Below are 21,613 nucleotides of genomic sequence, written 5' to 3' on the forward strand. Positions count from 1 at the left end.
GCTCACCGCGGCCGCGGCGATCGCCGCCTGGCTGCTGATCTTCGCCGTCCGCGAGCACCGCGCGAAGGAGGCCCGTCGATGACCACCCTCATCCACCGCGCCGGCACCGAGTCCGCAGGGACCCGCACCGACGCCGACAAGACCGGCCCCGAGTCCGGCACCACCACGGCCTCGGACACGGACACCACCACGACCGACAAGGCGACGGCCGACACCGCGACGACCACCGACGCCACCACGGCCGACGTCTCGTCCGGCGCCCGCCGCAAGGGAACTCAGGCCGACGGCATGGCCGTGGCCTCCTTCATCCTCGGCCTCGTCGGCCTGCTGGTCATGAACCTCGTCCTGGGCCCGCTGTCCCTGGTGCTGGGCGCCGTGGCCCTCCACCGGGGCACCGGCCGGCGCGGCCGCGCTCTCCTCGGCATGGCCCTCGGCGCCGCGGACCTCGTCGTCCTGGCCGCCATCGTCACCGTCGACGGCACGGTCAGCTGGAACTTCCCCGTGTGACCCGGGCTCTCCACGGGGCCGCGCCACGCCGCCACGGGAACGGGAGAAACCCCCGACCACCCAGCGGCGAGACCGGGCGCGACCCCATCCGCTACCCTGTTCACGGCCAGCCGATGGTGCGTACACCGCCCGCCGCGACCCACGTCCGGGGCGCACCGCACCACCACTGACCGCCCGCCTCCGTAGCTCAGGGGATAGAGCACCGCTCTCCTAAAGCGGGTGTCGCAGGTTCGAATCCTGCCGGGGGCACCAGCGAAAAGGGCTCCTACCGATCTCGGTAGGAGCCCTTTGACATCCAGATCTGACATCAACGGCGACACTCGACCGGGAAGCGGCTCATCAGCGCAGACTGCTGACGCCTTACGACGCGCCCTCTGCCACCTGCAGCCGATTGCGCACTCCCACGAGCATTCACGCCTGACAGGCTGCGACGGACGCGCCATCAGCCCGCCTGTCAGTACGCCACCACCGGATCGCCACCATGTCGACAGCCTCAGATTCTCAGAGGGGCCAGTCGTCGAGGCCGGCGCACCAACAAGACTCACGACCGGTGGGGCCAAGAGCATCCGGGACGTCAACACCATCGCGCCACCCAAGTCCTACGAAGCGGCTCCGCAGGAAAGACTGCGCCGCCGCCAGGGCCGCCCATGGGTTGCCATACACGTATTCACTTACGTGATCGCTGCCGTCGCAGCCATGGCCTACCCACCGCCAGACAGACGGCCTGATGTAGCAGCCGACCTCGGCGCTCCCGCCGTACATCTCCACGGCGAGCCTCTCCGGCACGGCCGACCCCGCCTCACCAGCTTCCGGCCACTTCTTGCGAGCTGCCTGCTTGGACACGCCCCATGCCGCTCCAAGTTGCCCAAAAGTAGCGCCCAGCCCCCCACTGATGCGCGCAGCCTCAGCAGCTAGCTCCTGAACCGCATCTTGCATGTACCGGAGCCCGTGCAGGCAGGCAAGGTGGTAGTCAGCGTAATGCTGCACCTGAGTCGGAGCCGTATGGCCATTGTCCATGCACTCCTGACTGCGCTCAGATATGCGCCTCGCCAAAGCAAGCGCCAACGTACGCAGTTGATCCTTTATATCCGCGATTTCTAGGTCATTTGGTTCATGCCAAGCCGGGTTGCGTACGACCTCGGCATCGGCTTCCGACTTGTCACCACTAGACGATCCCCATTGATCCACGGCGACAACTCTAGTTGTCGCTGAGCCAGCCGCTCCCGCTCAACCGACAACTGAGGTTGTCACAAGGCGGAGAGAGGCTGCCGTGCATAACCACCGTGCCTTGCAATCTCTCCGCCCCTCGGAGACCGCTTCTCAGAAGAACCCGCAGGTCAGGAGGAAACAGGTGTTCACAGGTCCCCGCCATTACGCGAGACAGAGGAACTGGAACACCAACAGACTTGCGCGGCTAACTACTCCTTCCCTCATGGTGAGCGCGCTGTCAGACACGCAGACCACTCACTGCGCGCAAGACGTCACTGGCGCGCTCAACAAAGGGGACTTGATGAACAGGCACGAGGACGACCACCAACTCACATCCGCTGACCTTCAGCAGCTCCCACTCGACAAGCCAGCCACGCCGGGCCCCATCTTCTACCTCCGCTGCGGCGGCATCCGTTTGATCGTCGACCACGTTCCGTACAAGCTGATCGCTCTGATCGGCGTCACAACAACCGGCATGCTTGGAGCCATGCCTTGGATCGCCCACTGAGTTTCCGAAGCGGACACGTTTGGCTTCTTGCACTGCGTCAACGGTCTCTCCGGCAGAGATAGGTTGAAGCCCCCAGCCATGCGTGGCTGGGGGCTTCAATCGCCATAGAGAGCAGTACTCAGTCACCGCTAGGCCGTCTCTTGAGCAATCGGTCCATGTGACTGATGGCTTCCCGCTGGGTGTCCTGCACAACGTGTGTGTACACGTCCATCGTGATGCTGATCTGACTGTGTCCCAAAATCTCCATCACGACTCGCGGCGCGACTCCGGCCGCTGTCAGTAGAGTTGCGCACCCATGCCGTGCATCGTGCAGCCGGATCACCCGAAGGCCGGCGGACTGGGCGACGCGAGTGAACGACCGGTAGATGTTGCGCGGCTCGACCTGCCGACCATTGCGCGTGGCGAAGACGTATCCACCTTCTTCCCAGCTCTCCCCCGCACGTTCCTTCGCCGCCGCCTGCCGCAGCCGATGCCACCGCAAGGGCGCGACGCACATAGCGGGCAGCGGAACAGCACGCCGACGACGGCCCTTGGGGTCATCGTCGTAAAGCACACCGCGCCGCCGCTGAGTCTGCTGACGGACATAGAGAACGCGCTTCTCCAGGTCCACGTCAGTCCAGCGAAGCCCGACGATCTCACCCCGCCGCAGGCCCATCGTGACGGCCAGGACGAAGGCTGCGTAGAGCGGGTCCTTCCGAGCGGCGCCGAGGAAGTCCAGCGTCTCATCGAGCGTCCACGGGCTCAGCTCGCGGGGCTTGGAGCGTGGCGGCTCGACCAGGCTGGCCACATTCCGCGTGATCAGCTCCTCGCGACAGGCGGCCGTCAGGGCGGTCCGCAGCACCCGATGCGCCTCCTTGGCCGTAGCCGCCGTGGTCTTCTTCTCCAGCTGAACCAGGAGGCGCCGTACGTCCGCGACGCCCAGCGACTCCAGCCGCTTCGCACCGATCATCGGCACCAGGTACAGGCGCACGTGCGACTCGTACTTGTCGTAAGTACTGAGCTTGCGGCGCGGCTTGATCACGTTCTCCAGCCAGTACGGAAGCCACTCGGCGAGCTTCGCCGAACGGGTCGGCACGGGGATGCCGTTAGCGACCTTGTCGAGCAGCTTGCGCCGCTTCTCGTCGCACTCAGCCCAGGTCTTGCCGTAGGCGAACTTCCGAGCGCGCGTACCGTCCGGCTGGAGGACGTACACGGCGGCCTGGTAGCGGCCGTCCTTGCGCTTGGTGATCGTGCCAGCACCGTTGGGGTTGCGCTTGCGCTGCTGTGCCATCAGGCGGCCTCGGCAATCTGGTCGGCGATGAAGTCGCGGAGGGACGAGCGGGGGATACGGCGAGCGCGGCCGACCTTGATGGAAACCAGGCGATGCGAGCGGATCAGGTCGTAGACGGTCGAGCGGCCGAGCCTGAGCCGGGCCATGACCTCTGGCACCGTCAGCAGTTCGTCAGTGGCGGTGGTCATGACCAGTTGTCTCCTTCGGTGTCGAGTTGGGCGCGTACTTCGCGGGCGATGTCGCGGTTGGCTTGGATTTCGCGGGCGATGTTGGCGGCGAGCCAGGATTCGCCGGGCGTGTGGCCGTGTCCGGCGTAGGCCCAGTGGGCGAGGACGCGGGTGGTCGCCTCCGGGTGGTCATCGGGGTCGGGCAGGCCGAGGGCGGCGCGTTGCTGGGCGGCGCGGTAGTCGGCGCGGACCTGTCGGAGAGCGCCGAGGGTGGTGGAGTAGCGGCGGGACTTGGTGGAGAAGTGACCGCGAAAGCCGAGCATGTGCGCCCACTGCCACAGCTTCCGGTCTGGGTAGAGCTCATCCAGGTCGCGGCAGGCTCGGATCAGGCGGCGGGTGTGATCGGGCAGGTCGGGGTGCTTGTCCAACTCGTGCATTTCGCCGATGCGGCGGTCGACGCTGCCGGTGGTCTCGGCGGCTTTGGTGGCGTACTTGGCCACGTAGGAGGCCACGGCCTGCTCGGTGAGGTCTTCGCCGTCGCCGAAGGCACCGATGGGGCGGACGTCGAGCTGGGCGCCCCATCGCAGGACACGCTCCGGCTGGTCGCAGACAGGGGCGAGGACGATCTCGGCGCGAGCGGCAGCGGCACGGAGCGCGTCGGTGAGCAGGTCGATGGTGGCCCAGGCCGGGGGCGCGGTGTCGGGGCCGTCGGGTCCGTCGAAGCGGATCACGGCGTGGAAATGGATCGCGCCGCGCTTTTGGTACTCGGCGACCTTGCCGTAGGAGACCCGGAGCTGCTCCTTGAGCGCCTTCTGTGTGATGCCGGCACGGCGGGCCAGCTCGCGGGGCAGGTAGATGGTGACGTACCGCCACAGGTGACCGGCGTGGTTGTTCCACAGCACCGCACCCGCGTAGTCGTAGCGCTCCGGATCCAGCGCAGTCCCGAGTTCGGGGGCGTCGGCCTGGTGGTGAACGCCGCAGCGGCAGGGACGGCGGCCGTTGTCGGGGCGGTTGTGCACCGGTCCAAAGGACGGGGCGGTGAGGGTGGCGAAGACCCGCGGGTGGTCGCGGACGGTCTCCGGGGTGCCCTTGGCTTCGTCACCGGTCAGACCCGCGCGGATGAGGTGGTAGGTATCGCCCGCGTAGGTCCAGGCGCACGACGGGCAGCGGGAGGCCCGGCGGTTGCCACAGGCCACCCGGAGCCGCCCACCGGGCTCGACGTCGGTCGAGTAGGCGTGCAGGACCGTGCCGGTAGCCCGGTCGATCGTCTTCGTGGCCCCCGTGAGGTGAATCGGGTCGGAGCAGCCGCCGGTGCGGCGGATCTGTTCTTCCCACCGGTCGAAACCGGGGGACCCGGCCACCCGGAGGAGATCCCCCAAGGTGGTCGGGTCCAGGCCCGCCAGGGTGGCGGCGTCACTCACGCGGCCACCTCACGAGCAGCTGCGCGACGGGCCACGGTGCCGGTGCCCTGGCAGGTGCGGCAGACGACGGTGAGCGTCTGACGGGAGCCGTCGGGGCGGCGCTGGCCGGTGGTGATGGCCACGGTGGGGAAGCCGTCGCAGTCAGGGCAGAGCCGGGTGCTGGCGGGGCGGGTCTCGGGCATCATGAGGACTCCCTTTCGGGTCAGCGGATCTGGAAGGGGTCAGGCGCCCGGGGCGGCGGAAACTTGGCGGTTGAGGCCGCCCCGGGGGCCGCTTAACGCTTGCGAGCGAGCTTGAGCGAGATACCGGCGCCGCCCACGGTGGGGACGGCGGCTGCGGCGGCTGCGGCCGCGATCTGGAACGCGATCGCGAGGACGACGATGACCACGGACGCGCCGAGGGCGAGCGTGATGGTCAGCAGGATCGGGCCCGCGTAGGAGCGCGGAGGGGCCTGGATGACCACCACCTCACCGGGGCGGACGCCGGGCGGGATCAGGTCGGCCGGGCGGTGGTTGGCGCGGAGCTGGGCGTCTGGGAAGCGCATGGGCCTTGCCTCCGTCCGGGGTCAGGGGTTGCAGCGGTGGGTGCGGGCGGCGAGTTCGGCGGCGGCGCGGTCGTCGTAGTCGACGGAGAAGCCGCAGCGGGGCACGGTGCACGCGGCGGTGTGCTTGGTACGTCCACGGCCGTCGTAGTGGGAGCCGACCTTGACCGGGCCTAAGCGGAGCACGTTGTAGAAGCGGTTCGGACGGGGCATGTCAGGCGTCCTTTCAGGCGAGTTGCGCGGAGATGGCTTCGGCGAGAACCGGCGGGATACCGAGCCGAGTGCGGAGGGTGGCGGAGTCGATCGGGGTGCCGGTGGCGGCCTGGTGGGTGTCGGCGACCTTGCGGGCGTGATCGAGCAGCGCTGGGGGAACTGTCGGGCCCGCGGCTGCGGGTCGGGGCGACGGCGCGACCGGAGCAGGCTCGGGAAGCGGTTCGGGCATTGGCTCGGGTTGGGGCACCTCTTCGGTGGCAGGCTCCGGTCCGGGCGCGACCAGTTCGGCCGGCATGGGTTCCGGGGTCCGTTCGACGGTGACCGGCTCTGGGATCGGCTCGGCCGCCGGGGCGGGGTCGGTGACGAGGGTGTGGACCTGCCGCATGAGGGCGCCGAAGGCCAGGAGCGCGGCGGACGGCGGCACGGCGGCCACGACGTAGTCCAGGAGCGGGGCGTCGGTGCCAACTCCGGCGACGTTGAGCCCGATGCTGCCGAGCGATCCGGCGACCGTGAGGCCGATGGCCCACCAGTCGGTCATGTGCCGTAGCGCGGCGCGGAACATCAGGACCTCACCGGCCAGGATGAACAGGTCGATCGTGCCCGGCCAGGCCCAGCGGCGTACCGGAGAGGCGGCGAGGCCGTGGGACTCGGCGACCGAGGCGAGGTGGGCGTAGGAGAGCCAGAACGCGGCGATCGTCAAGGCCATGATCACGGCACCGGCAACGAGGATCGCGCTGCGTTCGGCCTGTGGCTTGGTCATCGCGTCCTCCTTCCAGGAGAGCGGGGGCCGGGCGGCGGATCGGTGCGGTGCCGCCCGATCAGGGTGGTCAGTTGGGGGCGGTGCCGGACCCCCAGCAGGTCATGCACAGCGCGGCCTGCTGATGGTCGGTGGTCTTCTTGCCGCGCGGGCCGACTCGGACGGCGGCGCTGGTCTCGCCCTTGCCGCCGCAGTCGGTGCACTTCTTCGGAGCCTTGCTGCGGGTCGTGCGTCGGGATGCGGCCATGGCCGTGGTCCTCTCGACTCGGTTTCAGGCATGGAGGGGTAGGGACCTGGCGCGAGACAGTCACGCCAACCGGAGAGATCAGGAGGGTGCTACTCGGTGACGGGCTGCGGCTTGATCAGCGAGGGCGCGTCGGTCGGCTCGTACTCGGCCGGCAGCACCGGGCGGAACGGGGTCAGGTACGACGGGTGCGGGGCGAGGTGTGCGTACTCCCGGCAGACGGCCGCAGCCTCGGCGGGAGTAGTTTCGGGAGTACGGATGCGGGACCAACCGCCAGAGGAGTCCCCGGCCACCGCGACACCGGGCCGGTCAGCGGCGATGGCGGTTGCGGCCATGACCGCGTCCGGAGACACATCCCCCAGGCCCATCTCGCCGGTCTGCTTGTCGTTGACCCGGTGGACGACCCGGCCGGTGAGCTGGGCGCGGAGCATGGTGGCGCCCTTGCCCAACTCCGAGCCGAACCGCTGACCGCAGACCTCCAGGTAGATGCCGACCGCCCGCGCCATCTGAGCCAGCCGCACCATCCGCTTGACCATCCGGTCCCGACGTTCCTCATCCTTCTTCGCGGCGGTCAGGAACAGCTCGGCCACCTCATCGACCAGCAGCACCAGCGGATCCGGCCGCACCTCCTCCGGCAGGCCCCACAGGTCCGAGACGTGATGAGCACTGAGCACGTCGAAGCGCTCTTCCATCTCCGTGATCAAGACCTCCAGCAGCCGGTCAGCATCATCCGGCGTGGTGGCCAGGGCCGAGAGCCGGTGGACGTAGGCGGACTGTTCCACCCCGCGCTTGCAGTCGATGCCCAGCAGACCCACCGGCAGCTTCGCCAGGCCCGTGATCAGGTTCCGCTGATACATCGACTTGCCCGACTGGTTGGCCCCCAGAGTCAGCGCGTGCGGGACCTTGCGGTAATCCCGGACGAACGTGCTGCCGTCCTCCCGCAGAGCCACCGGCACCACCATGGGCCCGGTAGACCGCATCCGGCGCGGCATCTTCACCCGGCGCAGCACGTCGTAGCCGGTCATCCGCAGTTCCACCACACCGGGCTTGGTCTCCACCACGGTGACGGAGTGGACGCCCCAGGCGTGCCGGAGCCGTTCGGAGGCCGCCGCCACGTCCGAAGGCTCCAGCCCGGCCGGGAGCCGGAGAGAGGCGATCAGGCCGGTGGAAGTGCCGCGTACCCGGCGGACCTTCGGTGGTACGGGCTGGACCTCACGGCGTGCGACGTTGCGGACCATGAACGCCCGCAGCTTCGAGGGCTGCACCGTCAGCCCGCACACGTCCATCGTGGTGCCGTAGCTGAAGGTGAACCGGCCCATCGTGACCGGCAGCCCAACCAGCGACCAGTACACGCGGGGAGCGTGGCCCTTGGCGTAGCCGAGGCCACCGACACCGGCGAGAGCACCAGTGGCCTCCAGCACCGTGGTCAGGTCCGCCATGATCAGGCACCCGCCGCGAGGGCCGCCGCGCGGAAGGCGATACCGTGCCGCTTCTCGCCATTGAACTCGTTCTCCCAGTCCCGCGCCTTCAGCCCGACCACTGAGACCGGCATACCCGGCGTCAGGCCCTCCGGGACACCCGTCTGCGGCACCGAGACCTGGTAGAGGTTGCCCTCCCCCTCATCCGAGACCAGCAGGCCCACCGTCATCAGGTCGGCGCCGGTCTCGCGGTCCTTGGCGATCTCACCCGTCTTCCGGTTGGCGACCTTCGGGGTCGGCGCGGTCGCAACGAACACCACAGCGGTCGACGTGTCGATCTTGAACGAAGGCATAGAACACCCCTTGTTGCTGGGAGGCCACCCCGTCCGGCGGCCTCTCTAGACATCTACGAGTGAAGCGCAGATCTCTAGAGACGTCAATAGAGCTCTCTAGAGAGGTTCACGTGTGGCGGGAAGGGGCACCAGGCCCGGATGCAGCGACGCAGGCATGTCCTAGGCTGTCTAGAGAGGATGAAAGGAGGGAGACGCAATGACCGCGAATAACGGCGCTCGACAGCCGAAGTACCAGCGCATTGCTGACGCGCTTCGGGAGGCAATCACGGCAGGTGAGTACGGCCCTGGTGATCGCTTGCCAGGTGAGAACGACCTCATGGCTAAGTACGACGTGGCCCGGATGACGGCCCGGCAGGCTCTTGGAGTCCTGCAGAACGAGGGGCTCGCCGAGTCACGCAAGGGCGCCGGCGTATTCGTTCGGGCGTTCCGACCTCTGCGACGACGCGGCATCCAGCGCCTCTCCCAAGAGCAGTGGGGCTCAGGCCGCTCGATCTGGTCGGCCGACACCGAAGGCCGACAGCTCACCGTGGATCAGGTCACCGTCACTGAGGAGCCGACGCCCGAGCGGATCGCGAGCGTCCTGGACATCACCCCGGAGTCGGCAGTCTGCGTCCGCAACCGGCGATTCGTCCTGGAGGGAAAACCGGTCCTACTAGCGACGAGCTACCTGCCGGCGGAGCTGGTCGCGGGCTCGGCTATTACCCAGGAGGACACGGGACCAGGCGGTACGTACGCCCGCCTAGCGGAGCTCGGAGCCAAGCCGGTCCACTTCCGCGAAGAAGTGCGGTCCCGCATGCCCTCCCAGGACGAAGCGAAGCGGCTCAACCTCTCAATGGGCACACCGGTGATGCTCATCTGCCGGACCGCCTTTGCCGACGGAGGCCGACCTGTCGAGGTCAACGAGATGACTCTCGACTCCGCTTCCTACGTGCTTGAGTACGACTTCGACGCGTAGCCGATCAATGCGACGACCAGGTGCCGGGCTGGCGCGCCACCTCGAAGATGCGCTCAACGGCCTCCCGGGGCAGTACAGGCGTCATTCCTGACAGCAGGCGGTCCAGCTCGGCAACGTCGACGACGAGCACGGGTGGAGCGGAGTTCTTCACGGTGACCTTGGCAGCGTCCACCACCGCGACAACAGGGCGGACGGGCACAGGGATCGCACAATGCCGACCAAGAACCTTTTCCACGCGCCGTGCCTCGTGCTGGCTGATCGCGATGTGCCGAGTGGGAGCACGGTTCACGGTGATGGCGTGATCTCCGTACCAGACCGTCTTGCCCTTGTGCCGCTTCGCGTTGATCGTGAAGACGCCGGCCGGGCCGATGGCCAAGTGATCTATGTCGGATCCGCTCGCCCATTGGATGGCGTGTAGGACATGCCACTCGCGCGAACGTAACTTGCTGAGCCGTCGTGCTGTTGCCCGCTCTCCGATCAGTCCGTCCCTCCAGGAGCGGATCTCAGACTTGGGGGACAATCTGGCGATCATCCGCTTGAAGCCGTTGGGCTCCAGGTCCAGGATCTTCTGGCGTACGGCCGCACCCGGCTTATTCAAGGCCAGATCTTCGTGCATCATCCCTGCCTTCCTGCTGATCAGTTACGGCAGTTAGAGCAGCATGCGTACGCCGCCACGACAAGACGGCGTTGAACGGTGAGGGAGGGGAGCTGTTACACGTTTCTCTACCTCATCAAGCTCCCCACCCTGCGGGCGGGGAGGAGGGGTTGGAGGTCACTTCAGGGGCTCTCGCTAGGGGGTGCCGCTCCCTGCCGGGCCTACCTGGCGCCGATCACTGAGGTTCGCCGTTGAAGCCCATGGGCGTCGATCAAGGCCAGCATCCGCCGTATGAACCTTGCCGGCCCGGAGCTCCGCGAAGTCCCTCCGGGAACCGCCCGGCTTGCGGCTCTGGCCTTGCGGGGGCTCTTGCCTTCGGCATCCGGCGCGCAGGCCAACGGCTTGACCAGCCGCCGCTACGAATCACACCCCACCGGCCCGTCACACGGGCCGACGCGGGCACGGGGACTCGGGCGCCGCTCCTGCCTCCGGCCCGCTCCGCCCGGCCCCCGGCCCCGCGCCACCGAAGATGCCACGGGGTAATTCGCTTCACGCTTTGTCCCGCCCAAAGCAGCGCCGGAACGAGCAATCATCCCCACCGGCCAACGCCTCCACCAACGGGCCCCAGGGCCATCGCAGGCAACCGCCACCAGCCCAGGGGGAGCCGCCAAAGCACGGCCCGTGCTCAGGGCATGCCCATCGAGGAGCCCCGGGGGCGGCGAGAAGAGTGCAAGTGGGAAGTGATGAAGGGCAGGAGCGGAACCGGTGAGCGGTTTACGTGACAGGCGCACTGCCGACTGCCGCATAGGCCCTAGTCCTGAAGAAGGCCAGCTACGGGAGGGGTGGGGGCGGGGCGGCTCAGCAGTCCGAACGAAAACGCCGGCAGGGGGCGGGCCGCCGTACCGCCACCGTCACGGATGCACCAGCGTGAGCGGACCGCACCCCGATACGTGGCTGAAGGGGAGCACCTGCTGCCGCGATGTGGCGAAGGCCCGTAGACGTTCCACTCGACGCGGCACCGTCGTGGCAAAGGAGCGTGTCGCGCCTAAGCCTCTAGCGTCACCCCGCCGCGGGCGTCACTCCCCACACGCAAGCGGGGTATATCCGATGCGGGGCCGACGGAGTATCTGCTGCCGCTACGTAACTGAGCCCTTCGTGGGCACTCTGTCCAGTGAACCGCCTCAGTTCAACACAGGAAGGGGCAAACAAGAGAGTCGCGATCACACGACAATGCCCTCATGGAATCGGTTATATCGGCGCTACTCGGCGCTCTAGTCGGCGCGCTAGGAGCAGGGTTCGCTGCCGTCTGGTCAGGCCGTCAAACCCGCTGGCAGGTGAGGGCTCAGCACAGAGCGCAACACGCCCAGTGGCGGCGCCAGGCTAGACGAGAAGCGTTCGCCGACCTCATTCATGCCGCTCACAACTTGTCCGAAGCGTGTAAGAACAGCAGCACAGCTCCAGACGATGAAAGTCGACGGACCGAGCTGGCCCGCATCCTTGGAGAACACGTAACCGAGCTGATGCGCGCTCAGCTGCTCGTCGAGCTTGAAGGGCCAGATGTCGTTGTCCCCGCGTCTCGGGACATTCTCGATGGGGCCTTCCGACTACAGTCTGTCGCGAAGGAAGCCAACCATGGTGAGCTCACAATGGTTGAGGTGGTATCGGAGGTGGTGACCTATGGCGTCATCGTTGGGCGGTTCGTTGGGGTCGCTCAAAGCTGGCTAGATGAACTAGAAGAGCTTGACTAGTCACCGTGCCCCATTCAGCGAGCGTTGGCGACTACGCTGGCCCATAGCCACTGTGGGGTTCAAACCCACGGTGGGTTGCCGCCACGACAGCTTCCTGAACTGACCCGCGAGCGACCGTCACCTACCACCGAGCTACTGTGACGTCGGTCTTCCCCGCTCATCTCTCGTTTGTTTGGTGACATCTTGCGCCAAGCCAGCGGATCCAAAAGTGCCGATGACCGCAGCCGGAGCAGCTAGCCACCAATAAGCGCCGCCGTTAACGTAGCCAACGACAAGAAGCCCGATTGCGATCGCGATGAAGAGTAGCCCGAGAACGACGCCGACTGGTTCACGACGCTTCCGGTCTTCGACTTCAATCATCTTCTGCAGGCTTTCCTCGATATGCCTGCGCAGGGCGGGGGCCATCTCACTGTCTTCAGGAAGAAGGGCCAGAAGTTCGAGGTCGGCTTTCACTCGTTCTCGTCCGTGAGGTTCACTACGGCGACGTTCGATCATGACACCGCCTACACCCACCACGGCGACAGCGACGCTTGCAAAGGGGCCCCAGTCCATCCGGTAAAGCTACCTCCCCGCCCGCACCATCGTGAAGGTAATCGCTCTGGTCAGCAGACGAGCTGGTTGCCGCGCTGTATTCTCGTGGCGACACGTCGTTGGGCTGAGCTCGGCTCTGCCGAGTCTCGTCCTGCTCCTCTCCGCCGCCGTCAGCCTCAAGTACGTGGCAGCCGTTCTATCTGGCCCCGCAAACGATGAGATTGGCTCGGAGGGAAACCGTATGAGTACGACCAGAAGCACGATGAAGAGATGGGCATCAACCGCCCTCGACGTCATCGCAGACCTGCTGGTCGGCTACGCGGGAGGGGCAGCGCCGAGCTGAGCCCAACGGCGTTCGGCGTTCCATGTGAATGGTGACGGCTGACATCACCCGGTGACATCAACAGCGGCGGACGACGGCAAACCCCGGCGGTTCACTGCGGCCCCGAAGCGGTCCGACACAGAGGCCCCGGCACCCACTTGGGTGAACTCCTAAAGCGGGTGTCGCAGGTTCGAATCCTGCCGGGGGCACCAGCGCGAAGGCCCCGACCCGTCCGGTCGGGGCCTTCGGCGTGGGTGGCCGACGGAACGTTTTGGCAACCGCCTTTGGCGCTATGGGTGGTTGGGGCGTCGTTCCGGTGGATCCGCTCTATGGAACGGGAGTTCTTACGCTGCTCCAGCGATCTTGCCGGGAGCGGGCAAGCCGCGGGCGAATACCCCAGTCCGGCGGGGATCGGGTGCGTGGCCGTCCGGCGGACGCCGAGCCACAATGGCGTGATCGAACCCGAGGGTTAGTAGGACGCTGGGGGCCCTTCGACAGGCACCCGGAAGTGTTGCTCCGAGCAGGCGTATTAGATTCTCCCGTCTGCCGGACCCCTGCCGGGCGGTCACGTGCTCGCGGCCGTGGCCGGAAGGGGGTGCCGGGGCAATGGAAGTACTGCACGAACGCTGTGCGGGGATCGACATCAGCAAGGCGGACGTGAAGGTCACGATCCGCGTACCCGGCCCCGGCAAGCGGCGCCGCAAGGAGACCCGGACCTTCTCCACCATGACTCGCGACCTGCTGGCAATGCGGGACTGGCTGTAGTCCGAGGGTGTCGCCCTGGCCGGCATGGAGGCCACCGGCATCTGCTGGAAGCCGATCTTCTACCTGCTGGAACACGACATCGAGTGCTGGCTGCTCAACGCTCGCCACATGAAGGCGGTGCCGGGCCGCAAGACCGATGTCAAGGACGCCGAGTGGATTGCCGAGCTGGTCGAGCACGGCCTGGTCCGCCCGTCGTTCGTGCCGCCGGAGCCGATCCGTCAGCTGCGCGGCCTGACGCGGTATCGCACCGAAGTGATCCGCGAACGCACCAGGGAGGCCCAGCGGCTGGAGAAGCTCCTGGAAGACGCAGGGATCAAGCTGTCGTCTGTGGTCTCCGACATCCTCGGCGTGTCCGGCCGGGCGATGCTGGAGGCGCTGGTCACCGGGCAGCGCGACCCGAAGGTCCTGGCGGAGCTGGCCCGGGGCAGCATGCGCGGCAAACGGTCCGTCCTGGTCGAGGCGCTGACCGACCGCTTCGGGGACCATCACGCCTTCCTCGCCCGGACCATGCTGGACCGGGTCGACGCCTGCACCGCCACCGAAGCCCGGCTGACCGAGCGGATCGACGCGCAGGTGGAGCCCTTTCACCGCGAACTCGCCCTGCTGGCGACCATTCCCGGCGTGAGCGCGCACCGTCCGGTGATCCTCGCCGAGACCGGGGCCGACATGTCCCGCTTCGCCAGCGCCGCCCACCTGGCCTCGTGGGCCGGGGTCTGCCCCGGCAACCACGAATCGGCCGGCAAGCAGCCCACCGGGCGGACCCGGCACGGTAACCCGTGGCTCAAGGCGGTGCTGGGCCAGACCGCAGTCTCCGCAGCCCGAGCCAAGAACACTTACCTTGCCGCCCGGTACCGACGCATCGCCGCCCGCCGTGGCAAGAGGCGCGCCCTGGTAGCACTGGAACACTCGGTGCTGATTGCGATGTGGCACATGCTGATCCACGACATTCCGTACACCGACCTCGGTGGCCAGTACTTCCTCGAACGCACCGGCCGGACCCGGCAGAGCCGACGCCTGGTGAGCCAGCTCAACCAGCTCGGTTACCAAGTCACCCTCCAGACAGATGAGGCCGCATGAGCTGCGGAAACGGATGAGCGGCTGGGATTTTCGCATTAGTGGCGACGACACCATTCATGCGGTTCCTCTCTTTTCCGTGTTTCTTTCCTCGAAGGAGGCGAGCACGCCGGACCGATGACCCGACAACCGAAAATCGCTTTTCGTGAAAGCACGGGAATTCACCCACTCTTCGTTTTCGCGTGTGTCCGGTGGCGAAGTCCGCACCGGCGGGTGACGCTGTGAGGCGAATACGACGGTGACGCGCACGAGTGGGAGCGGGAGCGGCAGCGAATGGTCGGGCAGCCGGAAAGACGAGGAAACACCTCGCGGCGCGAACGGGTCCTGCCCCTCGCGGTGCTGTTGCTGGCAATGACCGCACCGGCGGCCGCCGGTGCGCCCTTTCCGTATCCGGCAGGCGCCGCTCCGTACCCGGCCGGCGCCGCGGACCGCACCGGGCACGCGGCACCCGCGGACCGCACGTCCCTTCCGGACCGCGGCCGTTCCTCGTCGGCCGTCCTGCGGCTCGTCAACGACGGGCGCACGCAGGCCGGCTGCCGCCCGGTCCGCGAGCACCCCGCGCTGACGCGGGCGGCGCAGCGGCAGAGCGCGCACATGGCCCGCACGGAGACCCTCACGCACAGTGGCCCGGGCGGGCGCCGGCCCGGCGGCCGGCTCGCGGCAGCGGGGTACCGCTGGAGCCGCGTCGGCGAAGACCTGGCGCAGGGGCAGCCGGACGCGGCCACGGTCGTACGGGAGTGGATGCGCAGCCCCGGACACCGCCGGACCCTGCTCACGTGCGCGTACGAGCACGCCGGCGTGGGCGTCACCGGCGGCGGCCGGGAGGGGCCGTGGTGGACGGTCCTGCTCGCGAGCCGTCGCTAGGCGCGGCGGACGCCAGGAACCGCGCCCAGGGTCCTCCCCGGAACTCCCCCCGGCGGTTCCCCGGCAGTCCTTGGCCCTTGGGGGCGTCAGCCGTTCACCGACCGCCGTACGCCCTCACAGCCCCAGCAGCGCGTCGTCCCACCACCACGCCACCGTCGGCAGTCCGCCTGGTGCCGAGCGGTCGTCGTCCGCCGGCTTCTCGGCCCACTCCAGGGGAGCCTCGTCCATCGGGTCCGGTACGTGCCCCGGACTCGGGTAGCGCGGCACCCGGAGGCCCCACTCCGCGTTGCCCCTGATGCCGTACCGCAGCCCCTGCAAGTAGGTGGCCAGCTCCAGTCCGGCCCCCCGGGCGCACCTTGTCGTGCACCTCCATGAAGCGCAGCAGCACCCGGTCCCGAAGACGGGTGGCGGCGGTGACCGCTTCCTGGAGCGGCAGCCCCTGGTCGTGCATCAGCACGCTGTAGACGTTCTGATCGGTCTGCCCGCGGGCCAGCTCCTTGCACAGGGAGTGGCGGTCGTTGTCCAGCGCGGCGACCATGATGGCCATCTCGGTGAGCGCGCGGACGGCCGGCCGTTCCCTGTCCTGCGCGGTCACTTCGTGGCCGGTGGCGATCTCCAGCATCGCGAACGTCGGCTCACCGCCCGCCGCCACCCTCCTCCGGGCCGCTCTCGCCCCCCTGACCGGCGCCCTCGCCCTCCTGGTTGTCGATCTGCGTGATGGCCCACCGGGCCCAGTCGCGGGACGCGGGGAGCATGTGGAGGCCGAAGCCGGCGGCCAGGTGCCCAAAGGCGAGCGGGTCGGGCAGGACGCCGTCGTGCACATCGGCGCCCGTGGACTCGACCAGCGCGGTCAGGGCATCGAGGTCGCGCTGGACCGCCGCGGCGTAGTCCGCGAGCACGCTGCGCGCCTCCTTCGGATCGAGCGCGAAGAGGAGAAAGAGCCGCAGCACGAACTCGTTGCGGACCACGGGGGTGCGGGGCGGGTTCAGCAGCCACTGCCGCAGGTCCGCACGGCCCGCCTCGGTGATCGCGTACGTCTTGCGGCCGCGCGCGCCCTCCTCGACGACCTCGGCGAGACCGTCGGCGGCCAGCCGGTTGAGCTCCTGGTAGACCTGGTTGTGCTTGGCGTGCCAGGCATAGCGGTCCAGGCTCCGCTCGAACTTCTTGGTCAGCTCGTACCCGCTGCCCGCCTCATCGGCCAGCAGCCCCAGCAGTGCGTACCGCAGCGACATCGCGCCTCTCCGCCCTTTTCCTTGCCTCGATCATCCTAGCTCAGCGACATATAGAAGTTGACACGTGCCATCCGACATGTCACTTTCTACATGTCGAAGTTGAGCGCAGGCAGCGTCAGCCGGCGGTACGCGCCAGAAGGCGGCGACAGTCACGGATGGCACGCGCACGGAGGGACTGCCCACGGGGATGGACGACGCGATGACCGACAGGACGACACGGATAACCGGCACCGCCGGATACGGGGCGGAGAGCGCACCCTCGGGGGCTGAGGCCCGCCCACTGACCCTCTCGGGCCACCTCACACCCGTACCGGACGAGATCGACGCGTACGACCTTCCGGTCAGCGGCACGCTGCCCCCGGAGTTGCGCGGCCGCTACCTCCGTAACGGCCCGAACCCGCTGCCCGATAGGGGCGTCGGGCACTGGTTCCTCGGGTACGGAATGCTGCACGGCATACGGATCGCCGATGGCCGCGCCGAGTGGTACCGGAACCGCTGGGTGCGCACGACCCACCTCGCCGGCATCCCGGCCACCCGCCCCGACGGCACCCGCGACCTGGCGACCAACCCGGCCAACACGCACGTCATCGAGCACGGCGGCCGGCTGCTCGCCCTGTGCGAGAGCGGCCTGCCGCACCGGGTGACGCCCGATCTCGACACGCTCGGGCCGGAGGACTTCGGGGGCCGGCTGCGCACCGCCATGACGGCGCACCCGAAGGAGGACCCGGCCACCGGAGAGCTGCACTTCTTCGGCTACGCGCCGACGCCCCCGTACGTCACGTACCACCGGATGTCGGCCGCCGGGGAGCTGGAACACAGCCGCGTGATCGACGTTCCGGCGCCGACGATGATGCACGACTTCGCGCTCACCGAGCGGTACGTGATCTGGCTCGACCTGCCCGTCACCTTCGACGCGGCGCTGCGCGGCAAGGGCATGCCGATGCGCTGGAACGAGGCGTACGGCGCCCGGCTGGGCGTGATGGAGCGGTCCGGCGAAGGTGCGGTGCGGTGGTTCGACATCGAACCCTGCTACGTGTTCCACGTCGGCAACGCCCGGGAGGACGCGGCGGGACGGATCGTGCTGGACGCCGTGCGGTACGACCGCGCCACGTTCACCAGCCTGTGGGCAGCGATCGGCGGCGAGAGCGCCGGCCAGGCGCCCCCTGTCTCCGGGACGGGCCTGCCGACCGTTTCGGGGACGGCGGGATCGGTGCTCTACCGGTGGACGCTCGACCCAGCGACCGGGACGGTCGGCGAGGGGGCTCTGGACGACCTCTCGGTCGAGTTCCCGACGCTGCACGCCGGGTACGTGGGGCGCGCCCACCGGTACCTGTACCTGGCCTCGGACGCCCCGAGCGGCGCGGTGGTGCGGTACGACGTGACCACCGGGGAACGGCACACGCACGACGTCGGCCCGGACCGGGCGGCCGGCGAGGCGGTGTTCGTCCCGGCCCGGGACGCACGCGCCGAGGACGAGGGCTGGCTCCTGACGATCGTCACCGACCGCGCGGGTACCGGCTCCGAGCTGCTCGTCCTGGACGCCACCCACGTCACCGCACCTCCGGTCGCCTCGATCCGGCTGCCCCGCGCGGTCCCCGCGGGCTTCCACGGCTCCTGGATCGCCGACGATGACGGGCACGCGGACGGGCACGGGCACGGCGACGCGGACGAGGCCGGAAACGGGCACGAAGGCCGACCCGGGAACGAAGCCGGACGATGAACACATCCCTTCACCACGACAGGCAGCGAGGAGCCGGAACAGTGCACACGGGGGCGAAGACCATGGATCCGAACACGGCAGCGGAGGCACCCGAGGGTCCCGGCACGGAGGAGACCGCGACCGCCGCGCGTGGGGGCGAGCGGTGGTGGAGCGGTCTCGGGGAGATGTTCTCCACGCTCTTCTGGGACATCGGCCTGTCGATCGCCGTGTACTACCTCCTGCGGGCGTGCGGCGTCGACGTGTACCCCTCGATGCTGGGCGCGACGGTCGCCGCCGCGCTCCGCGTGGTCTACGTGGCGGTCCTCCCCCGCCGCTTCGATGTGTTCGCGGCGTTCATGCTTTGCGTGTGGGGCGTCGGCCTGCTGCTGTCCTTCGTGAGCGGTGACGCGCGCTTCGTCCTGGCCAAGGACTCGGTGCCGACCGGCCTGGCCGGGCTGATCTTCCTCGGTACGGCGGTGGCCGGACGCCCGATGATCTACGCGGTCGTACGGCGCACCCAGGGACGCACGCAGCGCGCGCTCGCCGACCTGGAACGACGCTGGGCCACCGAACCGGCCTTCCGGCGCACGCTCACGGTCATGACCTGCGTCTGGGGCATCGGCATGCTGGCCGAGGCCGTCGTCAGGCTCCCGATGATCTACCTGCTTCCGGTCGACGCGGCCACCGGCCTCTCGGGCCTGATGCAGCTGTCGACCTTCGGCCTCCTGACCGTCTACACGGTGGTCCACCGCAAGTGGGCCACCCGCCACCCGCGGCACTGACCCCGCGGACACACAGGGCGGCGGGGTACGGCGCGGGGGGCCGTACCGCGCCGCCCAGTGTGGCTACCACCCAGTGCGAGTCGGGCGACCGCGTTCCGTGACCGGGACGTTCGCTCGCCTCGGTTCGTTCGGGGCCCGTCGGCCTGGGCCGGTATGACCTCGCCGGTTATGACCTCGCTCACGGGGCTTTGGCCAACGCCCGGTGTGCTCGGCGGGAGTTATCCACAGGCTCAGCGGCGGGGTGGTCATGGCTCGTAAGCTGCCAGACATGAACGACGTGGACGGTGGACTGGACGAAGCTCCGGGGGGCGCGGGCGCAGGCGCCGGCCCGGGCGGAGGCGAGGGTGCGCGGACCGGTGGGGCGCCGGGCGGAGAGGCGCTGGAGGTCCTGCACCGGGTCTTCGGCTACGACGCGTTCCGCGGCAGCCAGCAGGAGATCGTCGATCACGTCATCGGCGGCGGCGACGCGGTCGTACTCATGCCGACCGGCGGCGGCAAATCGCTCTGCTACCAGATCCCGTCGCTCGTGCGCCCCGGCACGGGCGTCGTCATTTCTCCCCTGATCGCGCTGATGCAGGACCAGGTCGACGCGCTGCGGGCGGTCGGCGTCCGCGCCGGATTCCTCAATTCCACACAGGACCTGGAGGAGCGCCGCCTGGTCGAGGCGGAGTTCCTCGCCGGCGAGCTGGACCTCCTCTACCTCGCGCCGGAGCGGCTGCGCGTGGAGCAGACCCTCGGCCTGCTGGAGCGCGGGAAGATCTCCCTCTTCGCCATCGACGAGGCGCACTGCGTCGCCCAGTGGGGCCACGACTTCCGCCCCGACTACCTCGCCCTGTCGATGCTCCACGAGCGCTGGCCCGACGTGCCGCGGATCGCGCTCACCGCCACGGCCACCGAAGCCACCCACACCGAGATCACCTCGCGGCTGCGCATGGAGCGGGCCCGGCACTTCGTGGCCAGCTTCGACCGGCCCAACATCCAGTACCGCATCGCGGCCAAGAGCGAGCCGAAGAAGCAGCTGCTGGAGCTGTTGCGCACGGAGCACCCCGGGGACGCCGGCATCGTGTACTGCCTCTCCCGCGCCTCGGTGGAGAAGACCGCCCAGTTCCTGGTGCAGAACGGCATCGACGCGGTGCCGTACCACGCCGGGCTGGACGCGCAGGTCCGCGCGCGCCACCAGTCGCGCTTCCTCCGAGAGGACGGCCTCGTGGTCGTCGCGACGATCGCGTTCGGCATGGGCATCGACAAGCCGGACGTGCGCTTCGTGGCGCACCTGGACCTGCCCAAGTCGGTGGAGGGGTACTACCAGGAGACCGGCCGCGCCGGGCGGGACGGCCTGCCGTCCACGGCCTGGCTGGCCTACGGCCTGCAGGACGTGGTCCAGCAGCGGAAGATGATCGACAGCTCGGAGGGCGACGAGGCGCACCGGCGGCGGCTGGCGTCCCACCTCGACGCGATGCTCGCGCTGTGCGAGACGGTGGAGTGCCGGCGGGTGCGGCTGCTCGCCTACTTCGGCCAGGAGAGCAAGCCGTGCGGCAACTGCGACACGTGCCTGGCGCCGCCGCAGTCCTGGGACGGCACGGTGCCGGCCCAGAAGCTGCTCTCCACGGTCGTCCGGCTCCAGCGCGAGCGCGGCCAGAAGTTCGGCACGGGCCAGATCGTCGACATCCTGATGGGCCGCAAGACCGCCAAGGTCATCCAGTTCGACCATGACGCGCTCAGCGTGTTCGGAATCGGCGCCGACCTGCGGGAGGCGGACTGGCGAGGCGTCGTACGGCAGTTGCTGGCGCAGCAGCTGCTGGCCGTCGAGGGTGACTACGGCACGCTGGTACTCACCGGGACGAGCGGCGAGGTGCTGCGCGGCGAGCGCCAGGTCCCGATGCGGCGGGAGCCGGAGAAGCCCGCGCGCGCGGCGCGGCCGAAGACCGCGAAGGGCAAGCGGGCGGCGGTGGACCTGCCGGCGGAGTTGGTGCCTGTCTTCGAGGCGCTGCGGGCCTGGCGCGGGCAGACCGCGAAGGAGCAGGGCGTCCCGGCGTACGTGATCTTCCACGACGCCACGCTCCGCGAGATCGCCACGGCCCGGCCGTCCACCGTCGCCGAGCTGGGCACGGTCAACGGCGTCGGCGAGAACAAGCTCGCCAAGTACGGCGAGGCCATCCTGGAGGTACTGGCCGACGGGCCGAGCGCCACGGGGGCGAGCGGGATGGGGGCGAGCGCCGAGCGGGCGGCCGACAGCGGTCGGGCCGGTGGCGGTCAGTCCGGTGGTGGCCGGGGCGCCGGCGGTCCGGGGGCGGTTTCCTCAGGTACGGCTGCGGCGGGCGCCGGGCAGCCCGCCGCCCCGGAGGCCGACTGGGACTGGGACATGGAAGAGCCGCCCGCGGAAGAGGACCGCGAGGGCGCCTATGGGTGAGCCGCTCTGGAGGAGCCCCCGTCGATGA

General features: G+C 68.9%; 21 protein-coding genes, 1 tRNA gene and 2 pseudogenes. 9 read left to right on the forward strand and 15 right to left on the reverse strand.

Annotation, left to right across the window (positions count from 1 at the left end):
- The first annotated feature begins 78 nt into the window (after nt 1-78).
- From ACIGQF_RS13770 to ACIGQF_RS13780, 3 genes are all read left to right on the forward strand, one after another.
- Nucleotides 79-507: a hypothetical protein gene (locus ACIGQF_RS13770; protein ID WP_399709394.1), complete on the forward strand. Its 429-nt coding sequence runs from the start codon at nt 79-81 to the stop codon at nt 505-507.
- Between the two features lie 176 nt (nt 508-683).
- Nucleotides 684-759: transfer RNA gene (locus ACIGQF_RS13775), tRNA-Arg, on the forward strand.
- Nucleotides 760-1,939: 1,180 nt separating this feature from the next.
- Nucleotides 1,940-2,224 (forward strand): hypothetical protein, encoded by a 285-nt coding sequence (locus ACIGQF_RS13780; RefSeq protein ID WP_399709397.1) that lies wholly within the window; start codon nt 1,940-1,942, stop codon nt 2,222-2,224.
- A gap of 118 nt (nt 2,225-2,342) precedes the next feature.
- Here the strand turns inward: ACIGQF_RS13780 and xerC are convergent, their stop codons facing one another.
- The 10 genes from xerC to ACIGQF_RS13830 form a co-directional block, all read right to left on the reverse strand.
- Complete coding sequence (gene xerC / locus ACIGQF_RS13785; protein WP_399709400.1) at nt 2,343-3,494, reverse strand: tyrosine recombinase XerC; 1,152 nt, start codon at nt 3,492-3,494, stop codon at nt 2,343-2,345.
- Nucleotides 3,494-3,682: a helix-turn-helix domain-containing protein gene (locus ACIGQF_RS13790; RefSeq protein ID WP_399709403.1), complete on the reverse strand. Its 189-nt coding sequence runs from the start codon at nt 3,680-3,682 to the stop codon at nt 3,494-3,496. The genes xerC and ACIGQF_RS13790 overlap by 1 nt, the downstream gene beginning before the upstream one ends.
- Nucleotides 3,679-5,082: a replication initiator protein RepSA gene (gene repSA / locus ACIGQF_RS13795; RefSeq protein ID WP_399709406.1), complete on the reverse strand. Its 1,404-nt coding sequence runs from the start codon at nt 5,080-5,082 to the stop codon at nt 3,679-3,681. The genes ACIGQF_RS13790 and repSA overlap by 4 nt, the downstream gene beginning before the upstream one ends.
- Nucleotides 5,079-5,267 carry a hypothetical protein gene (locus tag ACIGQF_RS13800; protein ID WP_399709409.1) on the reverse strand — a complete coding sequence of 63 codons (189 nt, stop codon included), beginning with the start codon at nt 5,265-5,267 and terminating at the stop codon, nt 5,079-5,081. The genes repSA and ACIGQF_RS13800 overlap by 4 nt, the downstream gene beginning before the upstream one ends.
- An 89-nt stretch (nt 5,268-5,356) precedes the next feature.
- On the reverse strand, nt 5,357-5,626 hold the full coding sequence (locus ACIGQF_RS13805; RefSeq protein ID WP_399709411.1) for a hypothetical protein: 270 nt from the start codon (nt 5,624-5,626) through the stop codon (nt 5,357-5,359).
- 21 nt (nt 5,627-5,647) lie between these two features.
- A complete protein-coding gene (locus ACIGQF_RS13810) occupies nt 5,648-5,836 on the reverse strand; it encodes a mobile element transfer protein (RefSeq protein WP_356336992.1) in 189 nt (62 codons plus the stop codon).
- A gap of 13 nt (nt 5,837-5,849) precedes the next feature.
- Nucleotides 5,850-6,596 carry a DUF2637 domain-containing protein gene (locus tag ACIGQF_RS13815; protein ID WP_399709414.1) on the reverse strand — a complete coding sequence of 249 codons (747 nt, stop codon included), beginning with the start codon at nt 6,594-6,596 and terminating at the stop codon, nt 5,850-5,852.
- 67 nt (nt 6,597-6,663) lie between these two features.
- Nucleotides 6,664-6,840 carry a hypothetical protein gene (locus ACIGQF_RS13820; RefSeq protein ID WP_399709417.1) on the reverse strand — a complete coding sequence of 59 codons (177 nt, stop codon included), beginning with the start codon at nt 6,838-6,840 and terminating at the stop codon, nt 6,664-6,666.
- Nucleotides 6,841-6,929: 89 nt separating this feature from the next.
- A complete protein-coding gene (locus tag ACIGQF_RS13825) occupies nt 6,930-8,276 on the reverse strand; it encodes an FtsK/SpoIIIE domain-containing protein (protein ID WP_399709420.1) in 1,347 nt (448 codons plus the stop codon).
- Nucleotides 8,277-8,278: 2 nt separating this feature from the next.
- Complete coding sequence (locus ACIGQF_RS13830; RefSeq protein ID WP_052869381.1) at nt 8,279-8,608, reverse strand: hypothetical protein; 330 nt, start codon at nt 8,606-8,608, stop codon at nt 8,279-8,281.
- Nucleotides 8,609-8,804: 196 nt separating this feature from the next.
- Here ACIGQF_RS13830 and ACIGQF_RS13835 point away from each other — a divergent pair, with 196 nt between their 5' ends.
- Nucleotides 8,805-9,563 (forward strand): GntR family transcriptional regulator, encoded by a 759-nt coding sequence (locus tag ACIGQF_RS13835; protein WP_399709423.1) that lies wholly within the window; start codon nt 8,805-8,807, stop codon nt 9,561-9,563.
- Nucleotides 9,564-9,567: 4 nt separating this feature from the next.
- Here the strand turns inward: ACIGQF_RS13835 and ACIGQF_RS13840 are convergent, their stop codons facing one another.
- Nucleotides 9,568-10,182, reverse strand: a complete 615-nt coding sequence (locus ACIGQF_RS13840) for a nuclease-related domain-containing protein (protein ID WP_399709426.1) — start codon at nt 10,180-10,182, stop codon at nt 9,568-9,570.
- 1,856 nt (nt 10,183-12,038) lie between these two features.
- Nucleotides 12,039-12,401 carry a hypothetical protein gene (locus ACIGQF_RS13845; RefSeq protein WP_399709428.1) on the reverse strand — a complete coding sequence of 121 codons (363 nt, stop codon included), beginning with the start codon at nt 12,399-12,401 and terminating at the stop codon, nt 12,039-12,041.
- Between the two features lie 964 nt (nt 12,402-13,365).
- Between ACIGQF_RS13845 and ACIGQF_RS13850 the strand changes: the two are divergent.
- Nucleotides 13,366-14,601: pseudogene (locus tag ACIGQF_RS13850) on the forward strand (IS110 family transposase).
- A gap of 348 nt (nt 14,602-14,949) precedes the next feature.
- Nucleotides 14,950-15,462, forward strand: coding sequence for a CAP domain-containing protein (locus ACIGQF_RS13855; RefSeq protein ID WP_399709431.1), 513 nt, complete (start codon nt 14,950-14,952; stop codon nt 15,460-15,462).
- Nucleotides 15,463-15,576: 114 nt separating this feature from the next.
- Here ACIGQF_RS13855 and ACIGQF_RS13860 read toward each other — a convergent pair whose 3' ends face one another.
- From ACIGQF_RS13860 to ACIGQF_RS13870, 3 genes and pseudogenes are all read right to left on the reverse strand, one after another.
- Nucleotides 15,577-15,780 carry a hypothetical protein gene (locus ACIGQF_RS13860; RefSeq protein ID WP_399710163.1) on the reverse strand — a complete coding sequence of 68 codons (204 nt, stop codon included), beginning with the start codon at nt 15,778-15,780 and terminating at the stop codon, nt 15,577-15,579.
- A 133-nt stretch (nt 15,781-15,913) separates the two neighbouring features.
- Nucleotides 15,914-16,084 (reverse strand): annotated as a pseudogene (locus ACIGQF_RS13865) (terpene synthase family protein); the annotation flags it as partial.
- A gap of 13 nt (nt 16,085-16,097) precedes the next feature.
- On the reverse strand, nt 16,098-16,694 hold the full coding sequence (locus tag ACIGQF_RS13870) for a PadR family transcriptional regulator (protein WP_399709433.1): 597 nt from the start codon (nt 16,692-16,694) through the stop codon (nt 16,098-16,100).
- A 199-nt stretch (nt 16,695-16,893) separates the two neighbouring features.
- Between ACIGQF_RS13870 and ACIGQF_RS13875 the strand changes: the two genes are divergently transcribed.
- The 3 genes from ACIGQF_RS13875 to recQ all read left to right on the forward strand — a co-directional run bounded on the left by ACIGQF_RS13875 (nt 16,894) and on the right by recQ (nt 21,585).
- Nucleotides 16,894-18,414, forward strand: coding sequence for a carotenoid oxygenase family protein (locus ACIGQF_RS13875; RefSeq protein ID WP_399709435.1), 1,521 nt, complete (start codon nt 16,894-16,896; stop codon nt 18,412-18,414).
- 62 nt (nt 18,415-18,476) lie between these two features.
- Entirely contained in the window at nt 18,477-19,175 is a 699-nt protein-coding gene (locus ACIGQF_RS13880) for a VC0807 family protein (RefSeq protein ID WP_399709438.1), read from the forward strand.
- Between the two features lie 268 nt (nt 19,176-19,443).
- On the forward strand, nt 19,444-21,585 hold the full coding sequence (gene recQ, locus ACIGQF_RS13885) for a DNA helicase RecQ (RefSeq protein WP_399709441.1): 2,142 nt from the start codon (nt 19,444-19,446) through the stop codon (nt 21,583-21,585).
- The last annotated feature ends 28 nt before the right edge of the window (nt 21,586-21,613 follow it).

The sequence above is a fragment of the Streptomyces sp. NPDC053560 genome, assembly GCF_044544605.1.
GTDB lineage: Bacteria > Actinomycetota > Actinomycetes > Streptomycetales > Streptomycetaceae > Streptomyces.